Raw genomic sequence first — 26037 nt, forward strand, 5'->3', positions numbered from 1 at the left:
TGACCGATGCCACTACGGCACCGGACAGGTCATATTGCACCACGGATCCCGCCGTGTGCCAGGTCCGCAGGCCACCCGGCCGACAGCCCCTCTGGACGCCGTGCGGCCAGGGCCTGCCCCGTCCCCGCGCGGCGGTGTGGCGTCATGTGGCTGCCAGGAGGATGGCGGTGTAGTGCGCGGCGAAGGCGGCGATGGTCAGGGCGTGGAAGACCTCGTGGAATCCGAACCAGCGAGGGGATGGATTGGGCCGTTTCAGCCCGTAGACGACGGCGCCCGCGGTGTAGAGCAGACCGCCGGTGATGACGAGCAGGACGACCGCGGTGCCGCCGGTTCGCCCGAAGTCGGGCAGGTAGAAGACCGCTGCCCAGCCCAGGGCGATGTAGCACAGGGTGTAGAGCCAGCGCGGTGCGCTGATCCACCAGACGCGGAACGCGATGCCGGTCGCCGCGCCGGTCCACACCAGCAGCAGCACGACCGTCTGTTGACGCGCGGACAGCAGCAGCACTGCCAGCGGCGTGTACGTGCCGGCGATGATCAGAAAGATGTTCGCGTGGTCCAGTCGGCGCAGGACAGCCTCCCCGCGCAGGCCCCAGTTCCCGCGGTGGTACACGCCGCTCGTGCCGAACAGCAGCAGCGATGACGCCGCGTACACCGAGCACGCCACGGCGGTGCTTGCCGAGCGCGCGAGCGCGACCAGGACGATGCCGCCGGCGAGGGCGAGCGGGAACATGCCTGCGTGCAGCCATCCGCGCATCGCCGGTTTCACGACGGCGACCGCGCGCTCCACCCCGCCGCCGGGACGGGCCGCGGGGGCCGGTCGCCGGTTCGGCGAACCGGCAGGGGTTCCAGCCGCGACACCGGGCGGAACGTCGGGCGCGGCGCCGGTGCCGAGCTGTCCTTCCCTGCCGGGTGCCGGTGGCTGGGCATCTTCGGCGATCATGCGCATATGTTATGACAATCAGCGCAGAACATGGCAATGTGCCGGATCAGGAGGGCAGTTCAGCTGGTGACCCGGCCGCGGGGCCGGGAGTGGCGCAGGGTTTCGTTGAGACGCTGGGCTTCTTCGAGCTGGTCTTCGAGGATGACGATGCGGCAGGCGGCCTCGATGGGGGTGCCGTGGTCGACGAGTTCACGGGCGCGGGCGGCGATGCGCAGCTGGTAGCGGGAGTAGCGGCGGTGGCCACCCGGGGAGCGCAGCGGGGTGATGAGGCGGGCTTCGCCGATGGCACGCAGGAAGCCCTGGGTGGTGCCGAGCATCTCGGCGGCCCGGCCCGTGGTGTAGGCGGGGTAGTCGTCGTCGTCGAGACGGCCGTAGGAATCGTCTGCTGTCATCGCACCTCTTCGTCGGAACACGGGGAGGGGCCCTGGTGCCATTGACACCAGGGCCCCGAAGGAACTGCTACACCATCTGCCGGCCCTCGTACTGCGCCGGCCTTCTGTTTCCGCGGGCCCGGCCTTGATGCTGCCGGGGATGCGGGGATCGCGAATGCGTGACCGGAGACCACCTCACTGTCGATGTCCTGCGGTACCCGGACCTACTACTCGCCCGGGCGATCCTGATGGTGCGGGGCACTCCTCCGTTCTTCCCTCTGCCCGATCGGTAACCAATCGGGTACTGCACTGCGTACTGCTGATACTGCCAACTACCGGTACCGCGAACTGCTGGTGGCCTCGCACAAGCGCCACACTTCGGCAGCCAGCCCCGTCGCCCGTCCTGCGTCCACTCTGGCTTGGAACCCCACTGCCGAACCTCCCGGTGCGCGCGTCCGCAGCCAGACGCCTTCACCCGGGGAACCACTCGGAACTGCGCTGCTGGTACCGCGGTCCTGCTGGTGGCGGCCCCTGATCACTGCGGGCCACCCGGTCCGGTCGTCAGTCCCGTCGCCGTCCTGCACCTGCTCTGGCTTCGAAACTCCACCACCGCACCGCCATGCACACTGCAACTGCGTACTGCTGCCCGGCAGTTCATCTCTGCCGGGCCCTTCTCGATCTCGGCTACGAGAGAAACCATAACCGCACGATCAGCCAATGTCTACTCCGGCCAGGACAGATTTTCGCGTGCCCGGCAGCGAGGTTGTCATCACCTCTACAGCCGCCCCGGCCGAGGTGGTCCACCCGCGGATCAACCGTCCGCCCCCGGAATGGACGCTGTGCCGCCTGGTCATCGAGCCGGTGACCGAGCCTCTCGCCCGCCATGCCGCCGCCCTCCTGGCCGACGCCGGCCTCCACGGCCACGAGTACGCCATCGAAGCGATGCCCAGCGCCACCGCTCTCGCCGCCCCGGCCCCGTCACCATCCTCACCTCGGATCCCGAGGACCTGACCACGCCGTGCAACGGGCGGGCCACCGCAATCAAGGTCTGACCAGCCCCTTCGCCGATAGGCCGCACCTTTCGGTCCTGCCGCCACGAAATCCAGGTCGGGCAGCCGGCCGTCGGCAGTCGCTGCGAGACCCACTTCCGGTCGGGCCGGCTCGGAACACGCTCTGCCGGTCGCGGTGACCGTGTGGAGATGTGTCGCATCCCTGCTCCGGAACCCGGCTCGGCGCCGGCCCGCGGGCTGGGACCGCAGGCCATGGCAGTCCCCGGCCCTGGGAGACCGCCAAGGCGCCCACAGTCGCGGCCCTTCCAGCGGCCGGCGAGCGTCGCACGGTCACCGTGCTGTGCGGCAGGTACGGCTCAGCGACGCGGTGGCTCCCTGAACAGGTCCACCGCCTCGCGTACGTCCGCCAGTCCGCGGGACAGCGCGCTCACCGACCCGATCGCCCCGGCGATCAGCAGTAACGACCGGCGCAGCCGGGGTGTTTCGGGGATGCCGTGGGCCGCCATCGCGGCCAGCGCGGCGAGTTCGTCCTCGGCGATCGCACGGTCGGGGAACTCGGCGGGATGCGCGGCGAGTTGACGGCGTAACCGGGACACCGCGGTCCTCAGTTCCGCCACCCTCGGATCGTCTTCCCTGCCGGCCACCGGCTTCTGCCCCACGCTCCGCAACACAGCCGCCCCCTCAGACACCCCGGTGCGCAGGTACCGCCCGGCGCCGCCGGGCCCTGCGCGGTGATCCCCGCCGACGGCCCGCGTGGAAGTGGCCGGGCGCCTGGGGGACGCGGGTCAGTAAACGCCACCCGGTGCGCCCGCGCCACCGCCCGGACCGAAATTCAGCCCGCCGGAACCCGGACCTTCCCGGCTGTCGGGTATGCAGGACCCATGACTCACGACGAACCCCAGGTCGCCGGACTGCTCCTCGCCGCGGGCGGCGGGCGGCGGCTGGGCGGCCGGCCCAAGGCGTTGCTCGAGCACCGGGGGCGCCCCCTGGTGGAACACGCGGCCGCCGTCCTGCGTACGGGCGGCTGCGCGCGCGTCCACGTGGTCCTGGGCGCCCGGGCGGACGCGGTACGGAAGCGGGCGGACCTCGGCGGATACGTGCTCGTGGACAACCCGCGGTGGGAGCAGGGCATGGGCACCTCCCTGCGGGCCGGGCTCGACTCGCTCACCGGAACGGGCGTACAGGCGGCGCTGGTCTGCCTGGTCGACCAGCCCGGCATCGGCCCGGAGGCGGTGGGCCGGGTGCTGGCCGCGTGCGAGGGCGAGGACTCGCTGGTGTCGGCCGCCTACGACGGCGAGCGCGGCCACCCCGTCCTGTTCGGGGCGGCCCACTGGGCGGGCGTCGCGGAGACCGCGAACGGGGACCGGGGGGCACGCGCCTACCTGAAGGGACACGCGGGAGCCATCACGCTCGTCGAGTGCGCGGACGTGGCACAGCCGTACGACATCGACACCGAGGCCGACCTGGTCCACCTTGAGTGAACGGGGTGGCACTGTGCGCCGCCTTGCCTCGACCCGGAGAATCTCGACATCAACAAAACATTGAACTTCCACCATGAGGAAACTACTATCCACTGATCAAGCGCCTGGCCGCTCCGCCGACGCTGCCCGCCGCACCCAGGCCGACTGGCACCCGGTGCCATGCCAGGCCCGATGAAGGAAGTGACAGCTCATGTCCGCACCAGCGCCGTCCCCGCTGGCCATCGTCGACGCCGAGCCCCTGCCCCGGCAGGAGGAGGTCCTCTCCGAGGCGGCCCTGGCCTTCGTGGCCGAGCTCCACCGCCGGTTCACGCCCCGGCGGGACGAGCTCCTCGCCCGCCGTGCCGAGCGCCGCGCCGAGATCGCCCGCACCTCCACGCTCGACTTCCTCCCGGAGACCGCCGCCGTCCGCGCCGACGACTCCTGGAGGGTCGCCCCGGCGCCCGCGGCCCTGAACGACCGTCGGGTGGAGATCACCGGACCCACCGACCGCAAGATGACGATCAACGCCCTCAACTCCGGCGCCCGGGTGTGGCTCGCGGACTTCGAGGACGCCTCCGCGCCGACCTGGGAGAACGTGGTCCTCGGGCAGCTCAACCTGATCGGCGCCTACACTCGCACCATCGACTTCACGGACCCGGACTCCGGCAAGTCGTACGCCCTGAAGGCCGACGAGGAACTCGCCACGGTCGTCATGCGTCCGCGCGGCTGGCACCTGAACGAGCGGCACCTCGTCGACGCCGACGGCAGCCAGGTTCCCGGCGCCCTCGTCGACTTCGGCCTCTACTTCTTCCACAACGCCCGGCGTCTGCTGGACCTCGGCAAGGGACCGTACTTCTACCTGCCGAAGACCGAGTCGCACCTCGAGGCCCGGCTCTGGAACGACGTGTTCGTGTTCGCGCAGGACCATGTCGGCATCCCGCAGGGCACCGTCCGCGCGACCGTGCTGATCGAGACGATCACCGCCGCGTACGAGATGGAGGAGATCCTCTACGAACTCCGCGACCACGCCTCCGGGTTGAACGCGGGCCGCTGGGACTACCTGTTCTCCATCGTGAAGAACTTCCGTGACGGCGGCGCCAAGTTCGTCCTGCCGGACCGCAACGCCGTCACGATGACCGCCCCGTTCATGCGCGCCTACACCGAACTCCTCGTCCACACCTGCCACAAGCGGGGCGCGCACGCCATCGGCGGCATGGCCGCGTTCATCCCCTCCCGCCGGGACCCGGAGGTGAACAAGGTGGCCTTCGAGAAGGTCCGGGCGGACAAGGACCGCGAGGCGGGCGACGGCTTCGACGGCTCCTGGGTCGCCCATCCCGACCTGGTCCCGATCGCCATGGAGTGCTTCGACAGGGTGCTCGGCGACAGGCCCCACCAGAAGGACCGGCTGCGCGGGGACGTCGAGGTGAAGGCGGCCGACCTGATCGCCGTCGACTCCCTCCAGGCCCGGCCGACGTACGACGGACTCGTCAACGCCGTGCAGGTCGGCATCCGTTACATCGAGGCGTGGCTGCGCGGCCTCGGCGCGGTCGCCATCTTCAACCTCATGGAGGACGCGGCCACCGCCGAGATCTCCCGCTCGCAGATCTGGCAGTGGATCAACGCGGGCGTCGAGTTCGAGCACGACGGGAAGACCGTGACCGCCACCCCGGAGCTGGCCCGCGAGATCGCCGCCGGGGAACTGCGGAGCATCCGTGCCGAGCTCGGCGCGGAGACCTTCGCCGCCGGGCACTGGCAGCAGGCCCACGACCTGCTGCTGGAGGTCGCGCTCGACGAGGACTACGCGGACTTCCTCACGCTGCCCGCGTACGAGCAGTTGAGGGGCTGAGCGGCGAGGGGCTGAGGGGCGAGGGACGGGGGTGAGGGAAGGGGGGCTGAGGGGAGGGGGTTGCGTCAGTCCGCCGCCGTCCGCTCCGTGTGGCCCAGGGTGCTGAGGGGCGAGGGAAGGGGGGCTGAGGGCAGGGGCTGCGTCAGTCCGCCGCCGTCCGCTCCGAGTGGCCCAGGGACCTGCCCGGGGCCACCCGGTCGCGGACCAGCTTCTTCACCGCGGTCGGCTCGGGGAAACCCTGCTCGCGGCGGTCGAAGACCACCTCGTCGTTCACCCGGACGACGAAGACGCCCCCGGTGCCGGGCTTCAGCGACAGCTCCGTCAGCTCGGACTCGAACGTCGTCAGCAGTTCCTGCGCGAGCCAGGCCGCGCGCGGCAACCAGCGGCACTGGGTGCAGTACTCGATCTGGACGCGCCAGGCGTCCGCGGCCCGCTCCGTCATCGCAGGTGCACCGACCAGTCCTGTTCCGCCGCCGGTTCGCCGTGCAGGTCGGGGACCCGCTTGAGCCAGTTCGGCCGGCCCTGCTGCGTCCTCGCCGCGCGCCGGGCCTCCTCGGCGGCGAGTTCCTCGCCGGTGGGGAAGTCGGTGGGGAGCCAGGCCGCGGAGGCGTGCACGCGGGCGGCGAGGTAGCGGACGTAGGCGTCCCGGACCTCGCCGGGCGTGGTGAAGCCCGGTTCGCCGCGCAGCCAGGCGTCCGGCACCTCGGCGACGATGTCGCGCAGCAGCCGCTCGGTCACCCGGGGCGCCAGCTCCGCGTCGGCCGCCCGGGTGTCGGGGCCGTACCGCCCGAGGGCGTGGTGGCGGAAGTCGTAGGTCTTCTCCGGGTCCGAGGCGTCCCAGCGGTGGTGGAAGACGAGGGCGGCGCCATGGTCGATCAGCCACAGGCGCGGCGGCACGGTCCCGAAGGTGGGCCAGATCATCAGGTTCGAGCTGTGGACCGTGCGGTCGACGTTCGCGGTCAGCGCGTCGAGCCAGACGATCCTGCCCGCCTCCAGGGGATCGACCGGGAAGGTCTTCGCGATGTCGGGGGTGAAGTCCGCGGCGCCCGGCAGGTAGTCCATGCCGAGGTTGAGGCCGTCACTGGCGTCCAGCAGGTCGCGCACCTCCTGGTGCGGTTCGTGCGCGGCGAGCGCCGGGTCGAAGTGGGTCAGCACCAGCTCCGGGAACCGCAGCCCGAGGGCGCGTGCCAGCTCGCCCACGATCACCTCGGCGACCAGCGCCTTGGGACCCTGCGCGGAGCCGGTGAACTTCACGACGTACGTGCCCAGGTCGTCGGCCTCGACGATCCCGGGCACGGAGCCGCCGGAGCGCAGGGGTTCGACGTAGCGGGTCGCAACGACCTCTCTCATCATCTTCCAAGGTCCAACCGGTTGTGTTGCTTGTGTTCCACGGTCAGCTGCGACGCGGTGTGAGGGCGGTGCGCCCCCTTGCTTCCGGCCTCCGGCATGAAGCGAGCATAGTGACCGCGCCTGACAGCCGTCATGCGTCCCTCCCCGGCGGCCCGCCGCGAGCCTGCCGGTACCGGTCGCGCCAGGCACTCCAGGCGGCCCAGGTGCTCCAGGTGCTCTTGGTTCGAACGCGGTCGGCTCGTCGAAAAGCCCTGAGGCTCATGCAGCCTGAATGACCGCAACTGATCGACCGCTCTGGATTTACGCCTCGCCAGGGCGATGAGTTTGCCCGCTGCCTGAAGTCTTCCACCTTGACACTTCCGCCCCGATGGGGCGAGAAGCGGAGCATGCCGTGGAGGAGAGATGGAAGCCAGAATGAGCAATCCGATTCGGCTGTACATGTCGATGTCGCTCGACGGCTTCGTCGCCGGTCCGGACGATCGACCGGGCCAGGAGCTCGGACGCGGCGGTGGACGTCTTTTCAACTGGCTCGACGACCGGGAATCCGATGGTCCCAGCGGACAGGTTTATCGCGAGGCGCTGGCGACCGGCGCGGTGATCTCCGGCCGCCGGACCTTCGAACTCGCCGGGCGCTGGCAGGGCGACCATCACGACGGTGTGCCGATCTTCGTCCTCACCCACCAGGTGGATGACGGGGACGTGCCACCCGGCCACGCGCGTTTCGTCACCGACGTCGAGGACTGCGCCCGTCAGGCTCGCGCGGCCGCCGGGGGCCGGCCGGTCATGGTCCATGGGGCTGCCGCGGCCCAAGCGCTCCTGCGAGCCGGGCACATCGACGAGATGGAGATCCACCTGGTTCAGGTCCTCCTCGGGGACGGCCGGCGACTGTTCGACCACCTCGGTGGCGATCGCATCGAACTCGACCTCGTCCGACGGCTCGACGATCGAGACGTCACGCACCTGCGCTACCGGGTGCGTCGACCCGAGGAGGCCGCGTGAAGACGCTCTTCGTCTCCTACCGTGTCACCGACCTGGACCGCTCGCTCGGTTTCTACACCGCCCTGGGCTACGTCGAGCTGGGCAGGGTCCAGGGCGGCGACGCGGGTCACCTCGTGATCCTCAAGTTCCCCGGCGAACCGGCGGCCTCGCTCGAGCTGGTCCACCGCCCCGTCGGCGGACGCGTCGACGTGGGCAGCGGTGTCGACCACCTCGCGATCCAGGTGGACACACTGGCCGCCACCCTGGAGCGGCTGACCGACGCCGGCCTGGAGCCAGGACCTGTCCAGTACCCGGGCGGCCCCCGCGGCCCGAAGACGTCGTGGCTCACCGACCCGGATGGCTACCGGATCGAGTTGGTGGAGTGGCCGCCTGGACACCCCGACGGCATCACCGCCGCGGACTTCTCCTGAGCGGTCCGGTGAGCGGAGTAAAGAAGCTTCGGGGCGGGCGCGGCGCAGCCCGAGCGGCATCCCCACCCCCTCCACAGGTCTTGACAATTACTCCGCACGGAGTCACCCGTGTGCCGGGTAGTCATCCGGGCAGCCGAGGCCGACCTGGCTACCGGCGGCGCCGACAACGTCAACTCACTCGCGGTCGGCGCCGGGGTGGCAGCGGCGGGACTGACCGCCTGGCTCGCGCAGGAACGTGACGTCGACACGGCCGTCATCATCGCCGACTTCGAGAGGCCACGGTCCACGGCCTTTCGCGCGCCCCGCGGCCAGGCCGTCGTCCTGGCCTACCGGGCGGGGATCGCCCCGGACGTCACGCCGTAGGACTGAGGCAACGGCGGGACGACCGGGCCGCTTTGCCAGCCGTACCGGCGCAGGACCGGTCAACTCCCCTTCCACCGAGCACAGATGACCCGCTCTGGTGAGTTGTCGTGCGCCCGGCAGCGATGTCCGCGGCATGGTCTTCCTCTTCTGCGGCCTGCGGCCCGGTGGCCGCGGTACTGCCGGAACACCCGGAAGACGGCGGCGGCCGGGGCATCGCCCTGCGGGGGACATCGGGGGGTAGCTCTCACGGGGGACTCGTCCGCGTGGACGCGGCCCGGCCGGGGGAAGCGGGCGCCGTCACGGTCGCCGGACAGGCGTGACGCGGACGGAGAGTGCCGCCGATGGCGGGGAGGACGTCGGGTCCCGTGCCGCGAGGACCACACCCCGCCGGTCAGCGCGCCGGCGGGGGCAGCCGTCAGCCGGCCAGCGGGTTGGGGAGGGGGAGGTAGCGGGCGTCGGCGCCGTCCGCGCCCGTCCAGCGCAGCAGCAGGTTCGTCTTGCCGGGCAGGGTGGGCGAGGTGAGCAGGGCGGCGGTCTCGGGCAGGTCGTGGCGGGCCAGGGCGCGGCGGGCGGCGGGCCAGGGGTCGAGGCCGGGGTGGCGTTCGGCCAGGGCGGCGGCGACCTCGGTGAGGTGGTTGACGACCAGGCAGTACACCAGCCGCTCCCAGCCGGCCGCCCGGGAGACGTCCGGCAGCAGCTTGACGCCCTCGGCGTCCCGGAACAGCGCCTGCACCGGCGTCCCGTCGGCGTCGACGGCGACCAGTGTGTTCTGCAGGTGCGCTTCCAGTACGACGCCGTGCTCGGCGAAGGCCGTGAGCGCCGGCGGCACCACCTGGGCCAGATACGCCTCCCACCAGGCCCCCGGATCGTGCCGGCCGTCCGCCGGGCTGCCCGTGAAGCCCTCCACCAGGCCGGCCGCGAGCAGCGGTGTCGCACCGGGCAGCAGGTGGCCGTGGAAGCCGTCGCGGACCAGGACGGCGAGCGCCTCGAAGGCGAAGCCGGCGGTGCGGTAGCCGCGGTCGCCCAGCCAGGCCGCCGGTCCGTCGGCGGCCGCGAGGGCGGCGGCCGCCGCGGCGTCGCTGCGGCGGAGTCCGAGCAGGTCGTGGCGCCACAGGCGGCGGATGTCGTTGGTGATCCGCACGTCGAGGCTGAACTTCAGGAAGAGGTCGCGTTCGGGGACGTACAGGGTGCGGATCGCCGCGGTGGGCCAGGCGGGGAAGGGGGTGGTGCCGAGGGTCAGCAGCCGGCCGTCCGCGAACGCCGGGGCGAGTTCCGGGGCGGCGAGTTCGAGCTGCCAGGGGTGGGCGGGCAGCAGCCGGTAGCCGGGCGGGGCCTCGCCGAGGGCGTCCAGGGCCGAGGTGTCGCCCTCCTCGGTGACCGCGTCCTCGCGCAGCGCGAGCAGTACCAGCGGGAAGTGCGCGCGCGCCTCGGGGGCGTACGGCAGCCAGCCGGCGGCGGGGCCGCCGCCGCGTGCCTTGGGGGCCGGGTGATGCGGGTGGCCGGTGAGGAGGGACTGCTCGGAGCGCAGGTAGAGGTCGTCGGGTTCCGTCGTACGGGCCCGGGCGGCGAGCAGCGCGGCCACCGCGTCCCGGCTGTCCGCCATCTCCACGGGCAGTTCGTGGTTGGACAGGCCGGTGTGCCGGCGCAGTTCCCCGGCGACGAGTTTCACGAGTTCCGGGTGACCGACGCGCCGCCAGCCGTCCGCGGTGCGCAGCTCCGGCGCGGCGGGCCGCCGTTCTCCGCGGACTCTGAGCAGCCGGCCGCCGGGGAGCCGGTACACGCGCAGGTCACCGGCGTGTGAGAGCGGCTCGGCCACCTCCCGCAGCAGACAGTTGAGCAGCGGCGCGGCCGCGTATGCGTCGGCACGCTCGGTGACGTCCGCGCTCACCGCGGCGTCGCCCGCGGGCGGGGGGATGAGAACCACGCGTTTCACTCGTTTTCCACGGTCCGTTCGGGCGGAGATGATCAGTATGTCTGCCGTCACCCCCCGACCTGGTATCGCAGCCGTCCCCGAGGAGCCCGACCGTGCACCGTCCCCCCACCGCCGAGGCCGAGGTCGCCGAGGAACTGGCCGCCGTACGTCCCGCCCTCGTGTCACGGTACGCGGCCGAGCTGCCCGGTGCCCGGGCGGCGGTGCTGACCCGGCTGTGGCGGGCCCTCGCCCATGAACCCCTGCCGTGGGTGGCGGGCCGGGAGGGGAGCCGGGACGGGCTCACCGTGCGTCTGGCGGACGGCCGCCGTCTGCACGGGCCGGCCGCGGACCCCTACGCCACCGCCGCGTACGTCGCCGCCGTACGGCTGGACGACGTGTCGTACGACGATCCGGCGCGGCTGACGACCGCGCTGGCCGTCGCGCACGGCGCCGGCTTCGCCGCCGAACTGGGCCACAGCGTCGCCTCGCTCGCGCTGTCGCGGGCCGGACGGGCGGAGGGTGCCGGGGAGTGGCCGGTGGACGACTGGGTGTGGGAGCAGCGGGTGGTCGACGGGCACCCGTACCACCCCAACTGCCGTTCCCGGCCGGGGTTCTCGGTCGCCGAGCAGCTCGCCTACGGGCCGGAGCACGGGCCGGTGGTCCGGCTCGGTCTGGTACCGGTGCCGGCCGGGAGCTGCGTGGTGAGCGGCGCGTGGCCCGGGGAACTGCGCGACGGTGCGCGGCTGTTGCTGCCGGCGCATCCCTGGCAGGTGGAGCACGTTCTCAAACTGCCCTGCGAGCCGGGCCCCTCCGCGCATCCGCTGATGTCGCTGCGCACCCTCGCCCTGCCCGGCGGCCCGCACGTCAAGACCGCGCTCAGCGCCCGGCTGACGTCGTCGGTGCGGGACATCTCGGTCTACTCGATCGTCCTGTCCGCCGCCTTGTCGGACTTCGCGGAGGCGCTCGCGGCCCGCACGGACGGGCTGCTGCACGTCACCCGCACGCTGGGCGCGGCCACGGCCGGCTCCCCCGAACTGGCCGCGGTGTGGCGCGAGTCGCCCGGGGTGTACGCGGCGGCGGGCGAGCGGGTCGTGCCGGTGGCCGCGCTCGCCGGTACCGGACTGCCCGCCCAGCCCGGCTGGCTGGCCCGGTTCGCCCGGCTCGCCCTCACGGTCGGACTGCGGCTGCTGGAGCTCGGCGTGGCCCTGGAGGCGCACGGCCAGAACCTGCTGGTCGTCCTGTCCCCGGCGGGCGAGCCGCTGCGGCTGGTCTACCGCGACCTGGCCGACATCCGCGTCAGCCCGGCCCGGCTGGCCCGGCAGGGGGTGCCGGTGCCCGAGCTGACCGGCCGTCTGGTCACGGACGACGAAACGGTCCTGCGGCGCAAGCTGTTCGGCTCCCTGGTGGCGGGCGCGCTGGCGGCCACGGCCGGTTCGGCTGCGGCCCTGCGGGCGGCGCTTGAAACGGCCGTACGGGATCTGCCGCGCACTCCCGACCTGCTCGCGCTGCTCGAAGAGCCGCTGCCCACCAAGGCGTTGACGCTGATGCGGCTGTCGCCGGGGACCCCCGGGGACCAGTGGGCCGACCTGCCCAACCCGCTGTTGTGACGGCTCGTTTTGGAGCCCGACACCTCTGATCAATAGGATCCGCCGATGATCAGAACACAACGGCTGGCGGCGGGAGTGTGCGCCCTGCTCGCCGCCCTGACGGCCGGGATCGCCTTCCCGGCCGCGGCGGTCGCCGGTGAACCCACCGGCGAGACCGCGCCCAAGGTCAACCTCCTGCTCGACGTGAGCGGTTCCATGCGGACCCGGGACATCGACGGCGGGACGCGGATGGCCGCCGCGAAGCAGGCGTTCAACGAGGTGCTCGACGCGACACCCGAGGAGGTCGAACTCGGCATACGCACCCTCGGCGCCAACTACCCCGGCGACAACCAGAAGACCGGCTGCAAGGACACCGCGCAGCTCTACCCGGTCGGGCCGCTGAACCGCACCGAGGCGAAGACGGCGGTGGCCACCCTCTCCCCCACCGGCTGGACACCGATCGGCCCCGCGCTGCTGAAGGCGGCCGGCGACCTCGACGGCGGCGACGGCTCCAAGCGCATCGTGCTGATCAGCGACGGCGAGGACACCTGTGCCCCGCTCGACCCGTGCGAGGTGGCCCGCGAGATCGCGGCCAAGGGCATCGGCCTCACCATCGACACCCTCGGCCTGGTGCCGAACACCACCATGCGCAAGCAGCTCAGCTGCATCGCCGAGGCGACCGGCGGCACCTACACCTCGGTCGAGCACACCGACGAACTCACCGACCGTGTCAACCAGTTGGTGGACCGGGCGGCCGACCCGGTGGTGACTCCGGTGGCCACCGAGGGGGCCACGGCGTGCGCGCAGGCGCCGACGCTCAAGTCGGGCCTGTACACCGACCGCGAGGAGTTCGGGCAGCAGCGCTGGTACCGCGTGGACGTCGAGCCGGGCCAGGAGGTACGCGCCTCGGTGAGCGTCGGCGCGGACCGGGCCGTCCACCCCGACTACGGGGTGCTTATGCGGGCGGTCACGGTGCACGGCCGGGAGATCGTACGCGGGGAGGCGGCCGGCACCGGCCGCACCGACGTCGTCTCGACGGGTCTGCGCTACCCGAAGGCGGACAGCGACGACGAGGACGCGGCGGCGGAGACGGTGTGCCTCCAGGTCACCAACTCCTTCTCGGCGGCGCCCGGCGTGAAGACCACACCGGGTCTGCCGCTGGAGCTGACCGTGGACGTGGTGGACGGCCCGTCCCAGGCGAGCGACGTGGCCTCCTTCGGCCTCGGCCGCGGCTGGTGGCTGCTCGGCGCGCTGATCCTCACCGGCTTCCTCGCCGGTGTCCTGTGGGGCTGGCTCTCGCGCTGGCGGTTCGCGGTCTGGAGGACCAACTGATGCGTCACACCCGAGTGTTGAGCGCGGCCCTGCTGGCGCTCGGCCTGGCCGCGGGGCCCGCGGCGGCCGACTCCTCACCGTCGCCGAGCGCGTCGGGCGACAGTTCGGCGCCGACCGCCGCGGGTACGTCGTTCCGCACGGCGACCGAGATCGACCAGGGGCAGAAGGCGACGGCGAACGGTTCCGCGGGCGACTACCTGTACTGGTCGTTCCCGGCGGACACCGGTCAGCGGCCCACCGTGAAGGCGACGGTGAAGCTGCCTGACACGCACGCCGCCGAGACCTGGCAGATCGACGTCTACGACGGTCTGCGCCGCCGCCAGGCCTGCCAGTACGGGGCGCAGACGCGCACCGCCGCCGAGGGCACGTCCTCGGTGGAGCTGGCGTGCGTCCTGCGCACGGTCCGCGCCTGGTCCGAGCCGTGGGCCGACGATCCGCTGCCGGGGACGTACTACGTCCGCCTCACGGTCGTGAACGTCCCGACGTCCGACCTGGGCCTGACGGTCGGCACCGAGGTGCGGGTCGACTCGAAGGACATCGGCGGGTCGGCGGCCGTGGACGGTTCGCTGGCCGAGCCGCTGGTCCCCGGTGTCGCGGTCAGGTCCGGGGCCGAGGAGAAGAACTCGTCCTCCGCGGTGCTGTCGAGCATCGAGCCGGACGACGGCTGGTCGTCCGGCTGGTGGACCGACCGCTGGGTGTGGACCGGCGTCGGCGGCGTTCTGGCCGCGCTCGCCGGAATCGGCGGCTACGCCCTGACCCGCGGTTCGGGACGGCCACGCCGGGTACCACCGGGGGCGTGAGCACCCTGTTCCACAGGAGCTGACGTCCCATCAGGAGGCCCGCCACCGGCGGGCCTCCTGCCTCTTCTCACGCCTCCCGCAGCGCCTTGGCCGGGGTGCCGTCGCCGGTCACCTCGATCCGGCCGGCGCGCACGGCGTCCCGCACGCTCACCTCGCCCCGGGCGACGGCCGTACACGTCTCGACATCCAGCACGAGGCGGGCGTCGGGCTCCGCGGGCGCGGGGCCGTCGCCGTAGACGGGACCCTCCGCCTCACCGACGCGGAGGTGGAACTCGCCCTCCTCTAGGCGGACTTCGACGAGCCCCTCGCCCTCCAGGGCCCGCAGCAGGGGCAGCGCGAACCAGTGCGCGCGCACCGCGTCCGTGGGCCGGCGCTCGCCGAGTTCGGGCTGCCCCCACGCCCCCAGCGCCTGGAGCACGGGCAGCAGGTCCCGCCCGCGCGCGGTGAGTTCGTACACGGAGACCGCGCCGGGCGGGGGCAGCCGGCGGCGCGTGGCGAGGCCGTCGCGTTCCATGTCCTTCAGCCGGGAGGCGAGTACGTCCGTGCTCACGCCGGGCAGGTCGGCGTGCAGGTCCGTGTAGCGGCGCGGGCCGGCCAGGAGTTCGCGCACGACGAGCAGCGTCCAGCGGTCACCGACGACGTCGAGCGCACGGGCGGCGGAACAGTACTGGTCGTAGCTTCGGCGAGGTGACATGGAGCGCAGTCTAGACAAGTTGTTGGACTTTCCAAGCTCGAACTTGGTAAAACCAAGCAACACCACGTACCGGAGGGCGCAGCGCATGGAGTTCCGGCAGTCGAGCAAGCTCAGCGAGGTCTGTTACGAGATCCGCGGTCCGGTGATCGAGCACGCCAACGCGCTGGAGGAGGCGGGCCACAGCGTGCTCCGCCTGAACACCGGCAACCCCGCGCTCTTCGGCTTCGAGGCGCCCGAGGAGATCATCCAGGACATGATCCGCATGCTCCCGCAGGCGCACGGCTACACCGACTCGCGGGGCATCCTCTCCGCCCGCCGGGCGGTCGCCCAGCGCTACCAGGACCGGGGCCTGGAGGTCGACGTCGACGACGTCTTCCTCGGCAACGGCGTCTCCGAACTGGTCTCGATGGCCGTACAGGCGCTGATCGAGGACGGCGACGAAATCCTCATCCCCGCCCCCGACTTCCCGCTCTGGACGGCGGTGACGACCCTGGCCGGCGGAAAGGCCGTGCACTACCTCTGCGACGAACAGGCCGACTGGTACCCGGACCTGGACGACATGGCGGCGAAGATCACCGACCGCACCAGGGCCGTCGTGATCATCAACCCCAACAACCCCACCGGCGCCGTCTACCCGAAGGAGATCGTCGAGGGCATCCTCGACCTCGCCCGCCGCCACGGCCTGATGGTCTTCGCCGACGAGATCTACGACCAGATCCTGTACGACGACGCCGTGCACCACTCGGCCGCCGCGCTCGCCCCCGACCTGGTGGTCCTGACCTTCTGCGGACTGTCGAAGACCTACCGGGTCGCCGGCTTCCGCTCGGGCTGGCTGGTGGTCACCGGCCCGAAGCAGCACGCGCGCAACTACCTGGAGGGGCTGACGATGCTGGCCTCCATGCGGCTGTGCCCGAACGCGCCCGCCCAGTACGCCATCCAGGCGGCGCTCGGCGGCCGCCAGTCCATCACCGACCTCACCGCCCCGGGCGGCAGGCTGCACGAACAGCGCAACGTGGTGTGGGAGAAGCTGAACGAGATCCCCGGGGTGTCCTGCGTGAAGCCGAAGGGCGCCCTGTACGCGTTCCCCCGGCTGGACCCGAAGGTGCACCGCATCCACGACGACGAGAAGTTCGTCCTGGACCTGCTGCTGCGGGAGAAGATCCAGGTGGTCCAGGGCACCGGCTTCAACTGGCCGAGCCCCGACCACTTCCGCATCCTCACCCTGCCCCACGCCGACGACCTGGAGGCGGCGATCGGACGAATCGGGCGGTTCCTCGGCGGGTACCGGCAGGAGGGTCCTCGTAGCCTGTGAGACATGGGTGATCTCTTCCTGGTCCGGCACGGCGAGACCGAGTGGTCGCGGTCCGGGCGGCACACCGGCTCCACCGATGTCCCGCTGACCGAGAAGGGCCGCGAGGAGGCACGCCGGCTGGTGCCGCTGATCCGCTCGCACCAGGTCGGCGCCGTGTTCGTGAGCCCGCTGCGACGGGCGCGCGAGACGGCGGAGCTCGTCGGACTGCACGAGGCCCGCGTGGACGCCGACCTGGTCGAGTGGGACTACGGCGGGTACGAGGGCGTCACGACCGCCGAGATCCAGCGCGAGCGGCCGGACTGGTTCCTGTTCACCGACGGGGTCACACCCGGGCCGCCCGAGCATCCCGGGGAGAGCCCGCAGCAGGTCGGGGAGCGCGCCGACCGGGTGCTGGCCAGGGCGGACGCGGCGCTCGGCAGCACGGAGGGCGCTGTCGTGCTGGTGGCGCACGGACACTTCCTGCGGGTCCTCACCGCCCGAAGGCTCGGGCTGCCTCCCTCGGCGGGCGCGCTGTTCCAGCTGGCGACGGGCACCGTGTGCCGGCTGGGCACGGAGCACGGGCGCCCGGTGATCGCGGGCTGGAACCACCGGCCGGAACCGTAGGCGTGGGTCTCGGCTCCCGCGGGGATGTCACAGCGGCGTCGTAGTCTTCGACAAGGGCCGGTCCCCGCACCGCGGACGGGCCTTGGAGCAGGCAGGTCCGCCGGGGAGGAGCACGCCGTGACACGACCGCCGACCGCCGCGCAGCGGCGTGTCATCGACGCCGCCGATCCCGTCACCGGCCGTCTGCGGGGCACCGAGGCACAGCTCGCCGCGCTCGTCCGGCACGGGCTCGCCTTCCGGCACCCGCGCCCGCCGCACGACCACTTCCTGACACCGGCCGGACACCGGACCCGCGAGCAGCCGGCGCACACCCCGCAGCCGCCCGAGTCGGCGCCCGCGGCGAGCGGCGTGTTCACGGCCCGCGTCGGCGGCGAGGAAAACCTTCCCGGTACGGGCCCCGCCCGGGTCCGCGAGGTCCACAGTGCCTGGCAGGGGCTGATCGAACTGCGCCGGATGACCAACCCCGACGGTGCCACGGACCGGCCGTGCGGCTGGGAGCGGACGCATCTCGTGCAGGCGGCCGCGCTCGCCCTGGAAGCGGCCGGTCACCTCCCCGCGGGCGGGGACGTCGAGGGCTACCGGGTGCGGGCGACCCCGCAGCCGGAGGCCGTCGCCGTGCGCGGACCGGACGGCGAGACGCTCCGGGCCTGCGCGGCCACCCTGGACAAGGCGGGCTGGCAGACCGGCGAACACACCGACCCTCGTACGCGCGCTCGATATGTGCTGGCTTCCCCGCGCCGGGCGTGACGCGCGTGCCAAGATCGGTGGGCCGGTCGCCGGCACCGACCGCCGGCACCGACCGCCGCCATCGACTCGGACATCGAGAAGGGGACACCGTGAGCGAGCCGTTCTCCGTGCGGATCACCGTCCGCGGATACGAGACCGACGTGCAGGGTCACGTCAACCAGAGCGTGTACATCAACTACGCCGAGCACGCCCGCTGGTCGCTGCTGCGGGCGGCCGGCATCAGCCAGGCCGCGCTGGCCGCCGAGGGCGTCGGCCCGGTCGCCCTGGAGACGACCATCCGCTACCGGCGGGAACTGCTCGCCGGTGACGAGGTGGACGTGACCTGCGTCTTCGACTGGGCCGGCGGCAAGACGTTCCGGATCGAGCAGAGCATCCGCAAGGCGGACGGCACGGTGGCCGCCGAGCTCACCTCCGTCGGCGGCCTGCTCGACCTCCGCGAACGCAGACTGGTGGCGGACCCGCACAGCCGGTTCAAGGAACTCGCCGCGGACGCGAGCCTGTTCGGTCTGTGACCGCGGCCGCCGGACCCAGATGATCCCGCCGACCCCGACGCCCCCAGAACCACCGGAGATGACGTGCCGATCCCGCACGCAGGAGCAGCCCGCCGCACCCTGCTCGCCGCCCTCGGTGCCCTCGGCGCCACCGCGCTCGTCGCCCGGTGGCCGTCGGCCGAGGCGGCCCCCGCGGCCGGGCTCGGCGCCCCGGACAAGAAGGACCTCGCGATGCGGCTGGTGTCCAGCGCGGAGAACTCGTCGCTGGACTGGAAGGCGCAGTACCGGTACATCGAGGACATCGGCGACGGCCGCGGCTACACCGGCGGCGTCATCGGCTTCTGCTCCGGGACGAGCGACATGCTCGCCCTGGTCGAGCTGTACACCGAGCGCGTCCCGGACAACGCGCTGGCCGGGTTCCTGCCCGCGCTGCGCGCGGTGGACGGCAGCGACTCCCACGCGGGACTGGACCCGGGTTTCCCCGCCGCCTGGCGCAAGGCCGCCGGCACGTCCGCGTTCCGCCGGGCACAGCGCGACCTGCGGGACCGGGTCTACTTCGACCCGGCGGTCGCCCGCGCCGAGAAGGACGGCCTCGGGACGCTCGGCCAGTTCGCCTACTTCGACGCCATGGTCATGCACGGCCCCGGCACGGACGCCGTCAGCTTCGGCGGCATCCGCCGCCGGGCCCGGGGCGTCGCGGCCACCCCGGCGGACGGCGGCGACGAGACGGCGTATCTGAACGCCTTCCTCGACGCCCGGGTGTGGGCGATGAGACAGGAGGCGGCACACAGCGACGTGACCCGGGTCGAGACGGCCCAGCGGGTGTTCCTCGCCGCGGGCAACCTCGACCTGGACCCGCCGCTGGAGTGGCGGGTGTACGGGGACCGTTACACGATCGGCTGAGGCGCGAGGGGCGGCGCCTCGGCCGATCCGCCAGATCCCGAGGGTCTGCAGGAAGGTGGCGAGGCCGGCAGTGGACGGACGGGCGCCGGTGCGGAAGGTGAGTTCGTGCCTGTCAGGCCGACGGCCGCCCCGACGGTCGGGGGCGGGGCGACGACTCCCGCGTACACCGCGGCCACCTCTGGGAGAACGGAGGTGGGGCAGGCGGGGTCGCGAGAACGGCGACGCGCCGGGACGGGACCGTCCCGGGGCGCGTGTGTCCACACGCGCCCCGGCAACGGCCGCCGCGCACCCGGTCCGGGTCCACGGCCACCGGTCGGAAGCCGTCCCTCCCGACCGGAGTTCAAGTGCCCTGCCGTGCGGCGGAGTTCGCGCGGTGGGACGGGGGGATTCAGAGGCTGGCGGCGATCTCCGCCAGCCGCCGGGCCTGCGCACGGGTGGAGCGGGCGATGGCGTCCTCGTCGGCGTGCAGCAGACGGTTGTTCTCGACGATCTGACGGCCGCCCACGAAGGAGGCCGTGACCGGGGCCGCCGCGCCGAGGACCAGCGCGCTGACCGGGTCGGCGATGGAGGAGTGGGCCAGCGTGCCGAGGTTCCACAGCACCAGGTCGGCGAGCTTGCCCGGCTCCAGGGAACCGGTCTCCCGGGCGCGGCCCAGCACCTGGGCGCCGCCGTAGGTGCCCAGCCGCAGGGCCTGACGGGCGGTGAGCGCGGACTCGCGGTGGGCGCCGAGGCGGTTGATGAGGAGCGCGTTGCGCAGTTCGGTGTGGAGTTCGCCGGACTCGTTGGAGGCCGTACCGTCGACGCCGAGGCCGACCGGCACGCCGGCGGCGAGCAGGTCGGGGACGCGGGCGATGCCGGCCGCGAGCCGGGCGTTGGACGACGGGCAGTGGGCCACTCCGGTCCTCGTCCGGGCGAAGGCGTCGATGTCGGAGTCGTTCATGTGGACGCAGTGCGCCATCCACACGTCCTCGCCGAGCCAGCCGGTGGACTCGAAGTAGTCGGTCGGGCCCATGCCGAACAGTTCGTGGCAGAACTTCTCCTCCTCCACGGTCTCCGAGCCGTGGGTGTGCAGCCGTACGCCCTTGCGGCGGGCCAGTTCGGCGCCCTGCCGCATCAGTTCGGTGGAGACGGAGAAGGGCGAGCAGGGGGCCACGGCCACCTGGGTCATCGCGTCGAAGGAGGTGTCGTGATGCTCGTCGATGGTCGCCTCGGTGGCGGCCAGGGCGCCGTCGAGGGTCTCGACGGCGAAGTCCGGCGGCAGGCCGCCGTCCTTCTCGCCGCGGTCCATCGAGCCGCGGGCGAGGGTGAAACGGACGCCCATCTCGCGGGCGGCGCGGATGACGGCGCCGGACAGGTCGCCGGCCCCCTTCGGGAAGACGTAGTGGTGGTCCATGGCGGTGGTGACGCCGCCGCGGGCCATCATCGCCAGGGAGCCCTGGGCGGCCGCGTACACCATCTGCTCGTCGATGCGCGCCCAGGTCGGGTACAGCGCGACGAGCCAGTCGAAGAGGTTGTGGTCCGTGGCCAGGCCTCGGGTGATCCACTGGTAGTAGTGGTGGTGGGTGTTGACCAGACCCGGGGTGAGAAGGTGCCCGGAGGCGTCGATACGGCGTCCCACGTTCTCCAGGTCCCCGGGTGCCCTGCCCGCGCCGAGCGACTCGATACGGCTGCCGGCCACGACGACATGCCCGGAGGCGTACTCGGTGTCGTGGGCGTCGACGGTCGCGATCGAACAGTTCTCGATCACGATCCGCTGGGGTGCTGCCATGATGTGTCCTTTTCACTCAGTGGGCTCGGTGCGGAGGGCACGGCAGGACCCCGGGAGTTTCGAGTGCCGTGGCCGGGGAGGCCGGTCCCCCGGCCCCGGGTGCCGAAACGGCCATGTGGTCCGAAACGGCCACGGGTGCCGAAGCGGCCACGGGTGCCGAAATGAGGAACCTCAGAGGTTGGTGAGGTCCACCGGGATCCTCGCCTCGCAGCCGTCCCGCAGGACGGTGGCCTCGATCAGGCCGTAGGGCCGGTCGGCTGCGAAGTACACCTCGTTGTCGTTCTTCAGGCCGAACGGTTCCAGGTCGACCAGGAAGTGGTGCTGGTTGGGGAGCGAGAAGCGGACCTCGTCGATCTCGTCGCGGTGGTCGATGATCCGCGAGCCCATCTGGTACAGGGTCTGCTGGAGGGACAGCGAGTACGTCTCCGCGAAGGCCTGGAGCAGGTGCTCGCGGGTCCGCTCGTAGGACTCCTCCCAGTCGGGCGTCTCCCGCTGGTCGTCGGACCAGTTGAAGCGCCAGCGGGCCGTGACCCGGGTGGCCAGGATGCGGTCGTACGCCTCCGGGAGCGTCGTGTACTTGTCCTTGACGTAGCCCCAGAACTCGGAGTCGGTCGAGTTCATCACGACCAGGTCCTTCAGCCCGGAGACGACCTCCCACGACGAGCCGTCGTAGGTGACCTGCGTGACCCGGGTCTCGCGGCCCTGGCGGACGAAGGAGTGCTCGCCCCGGGCGGGCCCGGCGTCCGTCGGCGAGGTCGCGATCCGCTCCCAGGCGTACTCCTCGATCCGGATACGGGCCCGCCTGATGGGCTCCTGCGAGGTCACGAAGTGCCGGGCGAGATGGATGCCGAACTGCTCGGCCGACTCGATGCCGTACTCCTTGGCGAACGCGTACACCGTGTTCTTGGTGGTGTCGGTCGGCAGCACGTTGGCGTTCGAGCCGGAGTAGTGGACCTCCTCCATGTCGCCGCTGAGCGCCACGGACACGTTCAGGTCCTTGATGTGGTGGGTGGCGCCGTCCCGGGTGATCTTCACGACGCGGTTCTCGGCCTTGCCGTACTGGTTCTGACCCAGCATCACGGGGCGGCCGGTCCGGGAATTGTCTGCCATGTGTCTGCTAGCTCCCTCGGTATACGGAGTAGCCGAACGGGTTGAGCAGCAGCGGTACGTGGTAGTGCTCGCCCGGCTCGACGGCGAAGGTGATCGCCACCTCCGGGAAGAACACCGCGTCGGCACCCCTGTCCCGATTCGCGGGGGCGTCCTGCTGCGCATCGGCTTGCTTCTGGTCGAAGTACGGCTCCACGGCGAAGTCGAGCCGTACGTGGGTCGTTCCCTCCGGCGGGGCCGGCAGGTCCCTGCACCGCCCGTCCGCGTCGGTCGCGGAGCCGCCGAGCGCCCGCCATCCGGCGTCGCGGCCGGCGCGGGCCGCGAGGCGGACGGCGACACCGGCGGCGGGGCGGCCGACGCTGGTGTCCAGGATGTGCGTGGACACGGAGGCGGTGGTGTCGGTGCTCATGGTCGGGCGTCCTCCTCGACGAGTCGGGCCAGGCGGAGACGGTTGATCAGGCCCAGCTCGGTGCGGACGGTCTCCCGCTCCCGCTCCGGTGTGCTGCCGAGCCGTTCCCTGGCCGCGTCGCGCATCTGCTCGCCGGTCCGGCCGGTGGCGCAGATGAGGAAGACATGGCCGAATCTCTCCTGGTAGGCCAGGTTCAGTTCGAGCATCTCCGCCCGCAGTTCCGGGGAGGCTCCGGCCATGCCGCGCTGTTCGCGGGCCGAGGTCGGGTCGCCGGGCCGGGGGCGGCCGATCGGCGGATGACCGGCCATGGCCTCGGCCAGGTCCTCGTCGCTCAGCCCGGTCATGGCGCTGTCACTCGCGGCGAGGAGTTCCCCGGTGGTGGCGTAGGGGCGGGCGGCGAGCAGTCGCTTCGCCCAGGTGGTGGAGGCGCACGCCTCGCGGAGGGCGGCCAGGGCCGCGGACTCCCCGAGCGCGTTGAACCGGGCCAGACCCGGGGGCGTGGAAGTCGACGTCACGGGAGCCTCCGTGGCCGCGAACGGCCTTCGTGCTGAACGGGCTGCGCACAGCTAACGCCCCTCCGCGACACGGAGTCAACAGTTTGTTGAAAATTCCGGGTAACAAACCCGGCCCGCCGCGCTCAGCCCTGTTTCTCGCGGTTCAGGTAGTTGTAGACGGTGAAGCGGCTCACCCCGAGCGCGCCCGCCACGGTCTCCACACCGTGCCGTACGGAGAAGGCGCCCCGCGCCTCGAGTATCCGCACCACCTCCTGCTTGGCCTTGCGGTCCAGGTCGGCCAGGGGCTTGCCCTGTCTGCGCTCCATGGCGGCGAGGATGTGGTCGAGGGAGTCGGCGAGCTGCGGCAGCCGTACGGCGACGACGTCGGCGCCCTCCCAGGCGAGCACCACGTCGTCGGGGCCGGCCTCGTCGGGCGCGAGCAGCTCCCCGCCCATGGCGTCGACCAGCGGCTTCACGGCGGCGATGAAGTGCTCCTCCGCGGCGCCGGTCACCGCGGGCCCTCGCCGACCACGTTCAGCTGGAGCGAGATGCGGGTGGCGCCCGCCTCCAGGGCCCGGCGCAGCAGCGTGTCCACGGCGCCGAGCACGGCGTCGGCGCCACCCTCGGCCGTGTTGCCGAACGGGCCGACGTCCACCGCGTCCAGCTCGGCGGCCTCGACGACCTGACGGGCCACCACCGCGTGCGCGGGCGCCTCGTCCAGGTCGAAGGGCTCGGTCGTGAACTCCACTCTCAATCGCACGCGCACAACCTAACGCGCGCCGCCACATTCCGCCGACCCCTCTTGACAAGCTCCGACAGCCGACGGCAATCTTCCAATAAGCAGAAGCTGACTTCCGCAATGCGGAATAACGCGGAGCAGTCACGGAACGCCCAGCGCGTCTCGGCACGGAAGGAGCGCGGCCCCGATGCCAGGTCCCGAATCGAGCACAGGCGCAGACCGGCGCTACAGCGTCAACCTGTCGGTCCTCTTCACGGAGCTCCCGCTCCTGGAGCGCCCCGCGGCCGCCGCCGCGGCCGGCTTCACCGCGGTCGAACTGTGGTGGCCCTGGGTCGACTCCCCCACGCCCGGACGCCCGGCGCTGGACGCGCTCAGAACGGCCGTCGAGGACGCAGGCGTCCGGCTCACGGGCCTGAACTTCTACGCCGGTCAACTGCCGGGCCCCGACCGCGGCGCCCTGTCGGTCCCCGGCGAGGAGTCGGAGCGGTTCCGCGCCAACGTCGACGTGGCCGCGGACTTCGCGCACTCCCTCGGCTGTACGGCGCTGAACGCCCTGTACGGCAACCGCGTCGAGGGCGTGGACCCCGCCGAGCAGGACGCGCCGGCGCTGGAGAACCTGGTCCTCGCGGCCCGGGCGGCCCACCGGGTCGGGGCGGTTCTGCTGGTCGAGGCCCTCAACCGGCGTGAGTCCCCCCGCTACCCGCTGGTGAGCGCGTCGGCCGCGGCAAGCGTCGTGGAGAAGGTGAACCGGGCCGGCGGCCTCGGCAACGCCCGGTTCCTGATGGACCTCTACCACCTGGCGGTGAACGGCGAGGACCTGCCGTCGGTGATCGACCGCTACGCGCCGGTCACCGGGCATGTGCAGATCGCCGACAACCCCGGCCGCGGCGCCCCGGGCACGGGCACGCTTCCCCTGGCCGACCTGCTCGGCCTGCTGCGGAAGGCCGGCTACGAGGGCTGGGTCGGCCTGGAGTACAGGCCGGGCGACCGCCCGAGCGCGGACGCCTTCGACTGGCTGCCCGCCGAGGCCCGAGCCGCGCGCTGAGCGGCACCCACCGGCACCCACCGCCCCCGTCACCCGCGGCACGGAAGCGAGAGAGGCACTCTCATGAGCGACAACCTGCCCAAGGTGGCCTGGATCGGTCTCGGCATCATGGGCTCCCCCATGTCGGAGAACCTGATCAAGGCGGGCTACGACGTCACCGGGCACACCCTGGAACAGGACAAGCTGGACCGGCTGACCGCCGCCGGCGGCACCGCGGCCGGTTCGATCGCCGAGGCCGTGCGGGACGCCGACGTGGTCGTCACGATGGTGCCCGCCTCCCCGCAGGTGGAGGCCGTCGCCTACGGCCCGGACGGCATCCTGGCCCACGCGCGGCCCGGCACCCTGCTGATCGACATGTCCTCGATCACCCCGCGGACGTCCGTGGACCTCGCGAAGGCCGCCGCCGGCCGGGGCATCCGCGTCCTTGACGCCCCGGTGTCCGGCGGTGAGGCCGGCGCGGTCGAGGCGGTGCTGTCCGTCATGGTCGGCGGCGAGCAGGCCGACTTCGACGAGGCCCGGCCGCTGTTCGAGGCGCTGGGCAGGACCATCGTGCTGTGCGGGCCGCACGGCTCCGGCCAGACCGTGAAGGCCGCCAACCAGCTGATCGTGGCCGTCAACATCCAGGCGTGCGCCGAGGCGGTGGTCTTCCTGGAGAAGTCGGGCGTGGACCTGGAGGCGGCCCTGGACGTGCTCGGCGGCGGACTCGCCGGCTCCACCGTGCTGGCGCGCAAGAAGGACAACTTCCTCACCCGCGACTTCAGGCCGGGCTTCCGTGTCGACCTGCACCACAAGGACATGGGCATCGTCACCGACGCGGCCCGTGCCGTCGGCGCGGCCCTGCCCGTCGGCGCCGTGGTCGCTCGACTGGTGGCCGGACTGCGCGCCCAGGGCGACGGCGGCCTCGACCACTCCGCCCTGCTGAGGGGCGTGGAGCGCCTGTCCGGCGCCCAGGTCTGACCTCACCCCCGAGACCCCGGGCGGCGCCGCCGCCGACATCCGTCCTGTCGCGCCCAGGCGACGGCGCCGCCCGGCACCAACCGCACCGATCCCCGCCCGTGCCCGCACCGAGGAGCCCCCGCGCACCGCGGGGCGGCCCCGGGCGGCGGGATCGGTGACGGCCCGGACCGCGTACGCGTCCGGCCGTCCGCTCAGGACGGTCAGGACGGTCAGGACGCCGTACGCGCAGCTCGCGCGGGGTCGTGCGACCCGGATGCGGGGTGGTCGCCGGCGCGACGCGGGCCGGATGAGACCGCGGCGGCGCGTGAGCCGGTGCGGTGGCGAAGGGGCCCGGTGCCTCCTTCTTCGACCTGAGGGAAGGACGGCGCCGGTCCCGTCGCGGCCGCCGC

At 72.5% G+C, this 26037-nt stretch carries 28 protein-coding genes and 1 pseudogene; 16 read left to right on the plus strand and 13 right to left on the minus strand.

Annotation, left to right across the window (positions count from 1 at the left end; all coding sequences use genetic code 11):
* Positions 1-142 precede the first annotated feature (142 nt).
* Positions 143-940: a PAQR family membrane homeostasis protein TrhA gene (trhA, locus tag AC07AZ_RS01440; RefSeq protein WP_478842569.1), complete on the minus strand. Its 798-nt coding sequence runs from the start codon at positions 938-940 to the stop codon at positions 143-145.
* A gap of 59 nt (positions 941-999) precedes the next feature.
* Positions 1000-1332: a MerR family transcriptional regulator gene (locus tag AC07AZ_RS01445; RefSeq protein ID WP_478842571.1), complete on the minus strand. Its 333-nt coding sequence runs from the start codon at positions 1330-1332 to the stop codon at positions 1000-1002.
* A 696-nt stretch (positions 1333-2028) separates the two neighbouring features.
* Between AC07AZ_RS01445 and AC07AZ_RS01450 the strand changes: the two are divergent.
* A pseudogene (locus AC07AZ_RS01450) lies at positions 2029-2363 on the plus strand (DNA-binding protein).
* Between the two features lie 314 nt (positions 2364-2677).
* Here AC07AZ_RS01450 and AC07AZ_RS01455 read toward each other — a convergent pair.
* Entirely contained in the window at positions 2678-2992 is a 315-nt protein-coding gene (locus AC07AZ_RS01455; protein WP_478842573.1) for a DUF5955 family protein, read from the minus strand.
* 210 nt (positions 2993-3202) lie between these two features.
* Here AC07AZ_RS01455 and AC07AZ_RS01460 point away from each other — a divergent pair, with 210 nt between their 5' ends.
* Both AC07AZ_RS01460 and aceB read left to right on the plus strand, forming a co-directional pair.
* Positions 3203-3802: a nucleotidyltransferase family protein gene (locus AC07AZ_RS01460; protein ID WP_478842575.1), complete on the plus strand. Its 600-nt coding sequence runs from the start codon at positions 3203-3205 to the stop codon at positions 3800-3802.
* A gap of 190 nt (positions 3803-3992) precedes the next feature.
* Positions 3993-5627 carry a malate synthase A gene (gene aceB / locus AC07AZ_RS01465; protein ID WP_478842577.1) on the plus strand — a complete coding sequence of 545 codons (1635 nt, stop codon included), beginning with the start codon at positions 3993-3995 and terminating at the stop codon, positions 5625-5627.
* Positions 5628-5769: 142 nt separating this feature from the next.
* Here the strand turns inward: aceB and AC07AZ_RS01470 are convergent, their stop codons facing one another.
* Both AC07AZ_RS01470 and AC07AZ_RS01475 read right to left on the minus strand, forming a co-directional pair.
* On the minus strand, positions 5770-6069 hold the full coding sequence (locus AC07AZ_RS01470) for an Rdx family protein (RefSeq protein WP_478842579.1): 300 nt from the start codon (positions 6067-6069) through the stop codon (positions 5770-5772).
* Positions 6066-6980 carry a HipA family kinase gene (locus AC07AZ_RS01475; protein ID WP_478842581.1) on the minus strand — a complete coding sequence of 305 codons (915 nt, stop codon included), beginning with the start codon at positions 6978-6980 and terminating at the stop codon, positions 6066-6068. The genes AC07AZ_RS01470 and AC07AZ_RS01475 overlap by 4 nt, the downstream gene beginning before the upstream one ends.
* 411 nt (positions 6981-7391) lie before the next feature.
* Here AC07AZ_RS01475 and AC07AZ_RS01480 point away from each other — a divergent pair, with 411 nt between their 5' ends.
* The 3 genes from AC07AZ_RS01480 (at position 7392) to AC07AZ_RS01490 (ending at position 8749) form a co-directional block, all read left to right on the plus strand.
* Positions 7392-7976, plus strand: coding sequence for a dihydrofolate reductase family protein (locus tag AC07AZ_RS01480; protein WP_478843415.1), 585 nt, complete (start codon positions 7392-7394; stop codon positions 7974-7976).
* Positions 7973-8386, plus strand: coding sequence for a VOC family protein (locus tag AC07AZ_RS01485; RefSeq protein ID WP_478842583.1), 414 nt, complete (start codon positions 7973-7975; stop codon positions 8384-8386). The genes AC07AZ_RS01480 and AC07AZ_RS01485 overlap by 4 nt, the downstream gene beginning before the upstream one ends.
* Before the next feature lie 108 nt (positions 8387-8494).
* Positions 8495-8749: a hypothetical protein gene (locus AC07AZ_RS01490; RefSeq protein ID WP_478842585.1), complete on the plus strand. Its 255-nt coding sequence runs from the start codon at positions 8495-8497 to the stop codon at positions 8747-8749.
* 415 nt (positions 8750-9164) lie between these two features.
* Here AC07AZ_RS01490 and AC07AZ_RS01495 read toward each other — a convergent pair whose 3' ends face one another.
* Positions 9165-10682 carry an IucA/IucC family protein gene (locus AC07AZ_RS01495; RefSeq protein ID WP_478842587.1) on the minus strand — a complete coding sequence of 506 codons (1518 nt, stop codon included), beginning with the start codon at positions 10680-10682 and terminating at the stop codon, positions 9165-9167.
* A 92-nt stretch (positions 10683-10774) separates the two neighbouring features.
* Between AC07AZ_RS01495 and AC07AZ_RS01500 the strand changes: the two genes are divergently transcribed.
* The 3 genes from AC07AZ_RS01500 to AC07AZ_RS01510 are packed head-to-tail and all read left to right on the plus strand — an operon-like array spanning position 10775 to position 14379.
* On the plus strand, positions 10775-12268 hold the full coding sequence (locus AC07AZ_RS01500; protein WP_478842589.1) for an IucA/IucC family protein: 1494 nt from the start codon (positions 10775-10777) through the stop codon (positions 12266-12268).
* A 45-nt stretch (positions 12269-12313) separates the two neighbouring features.
* Positions 12314-13579 (plus strand): VWA domain-containing protein, encoded by a 1266-nt coding sequence (locus AC07AZ_RS01505; protein ID WP_478842591.1) that lies wholly within the window; start codon positions 12314-12316, stop codon positions 13577-13579.
* On the plus strand, positions 13579-14379 hold the full coding sequence (locus tag AC07AZ_RS01510) for a hypothetical protein (protein WP_478842593.1): 801 nt from the start codon (positions 13579-13581) through the stop codon (positions 14377-14379). The genes AC07AZ_RS01505 and AC07AZ_RS01510 overlap by 1 nt, the downstream gene beginning before the upstream one ends.
* A gap of 67 nt (positions 14380-14446) precedes the next feature.
* Here the strand turns inward: AC07AZ_RS01510 and AC07AZ_RS01515 are convergent, their stop codons facing one another.
* On the minus strand, positions 14447-15073 hold the full coding sequence (locus tag AC07AZ_RS01515) for a winged helix-turn-helix transcriptional regulator (protein ID WP_478842595.1): 627 nt from the start codon (positions 15071-15073) through the stop codon (positions 14447-14449).
* An 85-nt stretch (positions 15074-15158) separates the two neighbouring features.
* Here AC07AZ_RS01515 and AC07AZ_RS01520 point away from each other — a divergent pair, with 85 nt between their 5' ends.
* The 5 genes from AC07AZ_RS01520 to AC07AZ_RS01540 all read left to right on the plus strand — a co-directional run bounded on the left by AC07AZ_RS01520 (position 15159) and on the right by AC07AZ_RS01540 (position 19129).
* Positions 15159-16385: a pyridoxal phosphate-dependent aminotransferase gene (locus AC07AZ_RS01520; protein ID WP_478842597.1), complete on the plus strand. Its 1227-nt coding sequence runs from the start codon at positions 15159-15161 to the stop codon at positions 16383-16385.
* 3 nt (positions 16386-16388) lie between these two features.
* Complete coding sequence (locus AC07AZ_RS01525; RefSeq protein ID WP_478842599.1) at positions 16389-16988, plus strand: histidine phosphatase family protein; 600 nt, start codon at positions 16389-16391, stop codon at positions 16986-16988.
* 117 nt (positions 16989-17105) lie between these two features.
* Positions 17106-17735: a hypothetical protein gene (locus AC07AZ_RS01530; RefSeq protein ID WP_478842601.1), complete on the plus strand. Its 630-nt coding sequence runs from the start codon at positions 17106-17108 to the stop codon at positions 17733-17735.
* 89 nt (positions 17736-17824) lie between these two features.
* Positions 17825-18247 (plus strand): acyl-CoA thioesterase, encoded by a 423-nt coding sequence (locus AC07AZ_RS01535; RefSeq protein ID WP_478842603.1) that lies wholly within the window; start codon positions 17825-17827, stop codon positions 18245-18247.
* A gap of 63 nt (positions 18248-18310) precedes the next feature.
* Entirely contained in the window at positions 18311-19129 is an 819-nt protein-coding gene (locus AC07AZ_RS01540; protein WP_478842605.1) for a chitosanase, read from the plus strand.
* 388 nt (positions 19130-19517) lie between these two features.
* Here AC07AZ_RS01540 and AC07AZ_RS01545 read toward each other — a convergent pair whose 3' ends face one another.
* The 6 genes from AC07AZ_RS01545 to AC07AZ_RS01570 form a co-directional block, all read right to left on the minus strand.
* Positions 19518-20897, minus strand: coding sequence for an 8-oxoguanine deaminase (locus AC07AZ_RS01545; protein WP_478842607.1), 1380 nt, complete (start codon positions 20895-20897; stop codon positions 19518-19520).
* Between the two features lie 171 nt (positions 20898-21068).
* Positions 21069-22007 carry a factor-independent urate hydroxylase gene (pucL, locus tag AC07AZ_RS01550; protein WP_478842609.1) on the minus strand — a complete coding sequence of 313 codons (939 nt, stop codon included), beginning with the start codon at positions 22005-22007 and terminating at the stop codon, positions 21069-21071.
* Positions 22008-22014: 7 nt separating this feature from the next.
* Positions 22015-22413, minus strand: coding sequence for a hydroxyisourate hydrolase (gene uraH, locus AC07AZ_RS01555; RefSeq protein ID WP_478842611.1), 399 nt, complete (start codon positions 22411-22413; stop codon positions 22015-22017).
* Complete coding sequence (uraD, locus tag AC07AZ_RS01560) at positions 22410-22928, minus strand: 2-oxo-4-hydroxy-4-carboxy-5-ureidoimidazoline decarboxylase (RefSeq protein WP_478842613.1); 519 nt, start codon at positions 22926-22928, stop codon at positions 22410-22412. Before uraD ends, uraH begins: the two co-directional genes overlap by 4 nt.
* Before the next feature lie 122 nt (positions 22929-23050).
* Entirely contained in the window at positions 23051-23419 is a 369-nt protein-coding gene (locus AC07AZ_RS01565) for a helix-turn-helix domain-containing protein (protein ID WP_478842615.1), read from the minus strand.
* Positions 23416-23667, minus strand: coding sequence for a YkoF family thiamine-binding protein (locus AC07AZ_RS01570; protein ID WP_478842617.1), 252 nt, complete (start codon positions 23665-23667; stop codon positions 23416-23418). The genes AC07AZ_RS01565 and AC07AZ_RS01570 overlap by 4 nt, the downstream gene beginning before the upstream one ends.
* A gap of 166 nt (positions 23668-23833) precedes the next feature.
* On the opposite strand from AC07AZ_RS01570, the gene AC07AZ_RS01575 reads away from it, so the two are divergent.
* The gene (locus tag AC07AZ_RS01575; RefSeq protein ID WP_478842619.1) at positions 23834-24691 is read left to right on the plus strand and encodes a TIM barrel protein; all 858 of its coding nucleotides are present in this window, start codon (positions 23834-23836) and stop codon (positions 24689-24691) included.
* Positions 24692-24754: 63 nt separating this feature from the next.
* Entirely contained in the window at positions 24755-25648 is an 894-nt protein-coding gene (locus AC07AZ_RS01580; RefSeq protein ID WP_478842621.1) for a 2-hydroxy-3-oxopropionate reductase, read from the plus strand.
* Positions 25649-26037 lie beyond the last annotated feature (389 nt).

It is taken from the genome of Streptomyces sp. NPDC043878 (genome assembly GCF_056435735.1).

What these genes read in the sequence shown, in the direction of transcription:
- trhA (WP_478842569.1), bottom strand. Translation starts at nt 940, where the DNA reads ATGATCGCCGAAGATGCCCAGCCACCGGCACCCGGCAGGGAAGGACAG.
- AC07AZ_RS01445 (WP_478842571.1), bottom strand. Translation starts at nt 1,332, where the DNA reads ATGACAGCAGACGATTCCTACGGCCGTCTCGACGACGACGACTACCCC.
- AC07AZ_RS01460 (WP_478842575.1), top strand. Translation starts at nt 3,203, where the DNA reads ATGACTCACGACGAACCCCAGGTCGCCGGACTGCTCCTCGCCGCGGGC.
- aceB (WP_478842577.1), top strand. Translation starts at nt 3,993, where the DNA reads ATGTCCGCACCAGCGCCGTCCCCGCTGGCCATCGTCGACGCCGAGCCC.
- AC07AZ_RS01470 (WP_478842579.1), bottom strand. Translation starts at nt 6,069, where the DNA reads ATGACGGAGCGGGCCGCGGACGCCTGGCGCGTCCAGATCGAGTACTGC.
- AC07AZ_RS01475 (WP_478842581.1), bottom strand. Translation starts at nt 6,980, where the DNA reads ATGATGAGAGAGGTCGTTGCGACCCGCTACGTCGAACCCCTGCGCTCC.
- AC07AZ_RS01480 (WP_478843415.1), top strand. Translation starts at nt 7,392, where the DNA reads ATGAGCAATCCGATTCGGCTGTACATGTCGATGTCGCTCGACGGCTTC.
- AC07AZ_RS01505 (WP_478842591.1), top strand. Translation starts at nt 12,314, where the DNA reads ATGATCAGAACACAACGGCTGGCGGCGGGAGTGTGCGCCCTGCTCGCC.
- AC07AZ_RS01510 (WP_478842593.1), top strand. Translation starts at nt 13,579, where the DNA reads ATGCGTCACACCCGAGTGTTGAGCGCGGCCCTGCTGGCGCTCGGCCTG.
- AC07AZ_RS01515 (WP_478842595.1), bottom strand. Translation starts at nt 15,073, where the DNA reads ATGTCACCTCGCCGAAGCTACGACCAGTACTGTTCCGCCGCCCGTGCG.
- AC07AZ_RS01520 (WP_478842597.1), top strand. Translation starts at nt 15,159, where the DNA reads ATGGAGTTCCGGCAGTCGAGCAAGCTCAGCGAGGTCTGTTACGAGATC.
- AC07AZ_RS01525 (WP_478842599.1), top strand. Translation starts at nt 16,389, where the DNA reads ATGGGTGATCTCTTCCTGGTCCGGCACGGCGAGACCGAGTGGTCGCGG.
- AC07AZ_RS01545 (WP_478842607.1), bottom strand. Translation starts at nt 20,897, where the DNA reads ATGGCAGCACCCCAGCGGATCGTGATCGAGAACTGTTCGATCGCGACC.
- pucL (WP_478842609.1), bottom strand. Translation starts at nt 22,007, where the DNA reads ATGGCAGACAATTCCCGGACCGGCCGCCCCGTGATGCTGGGTCAGAAC.
- uraH (WP_478842611.1), bottom strand. Translation starts at nt 22,413, where the DNA reads ATGAGCACCGACACCACCGCCTCCGTGTCCACGCACATCCTGGACACC.
- AC07AZ_RS01575 (WP_478842619.1), top strand. Translation starts at nt 23,834, where the DNA reads ATGCCAGGTCCCGAATCGAGCACAGGCGCAGACCGGCGCTACAGCGTC.
- AC07AZ_RS01580 (WP_478842621.1), top strand. Translation starts at nt 24,755, where the DNA reads ATGAGCGACAACCTGCCCAAGGTGGCCTGGATCGGTCTCGGCATCATG.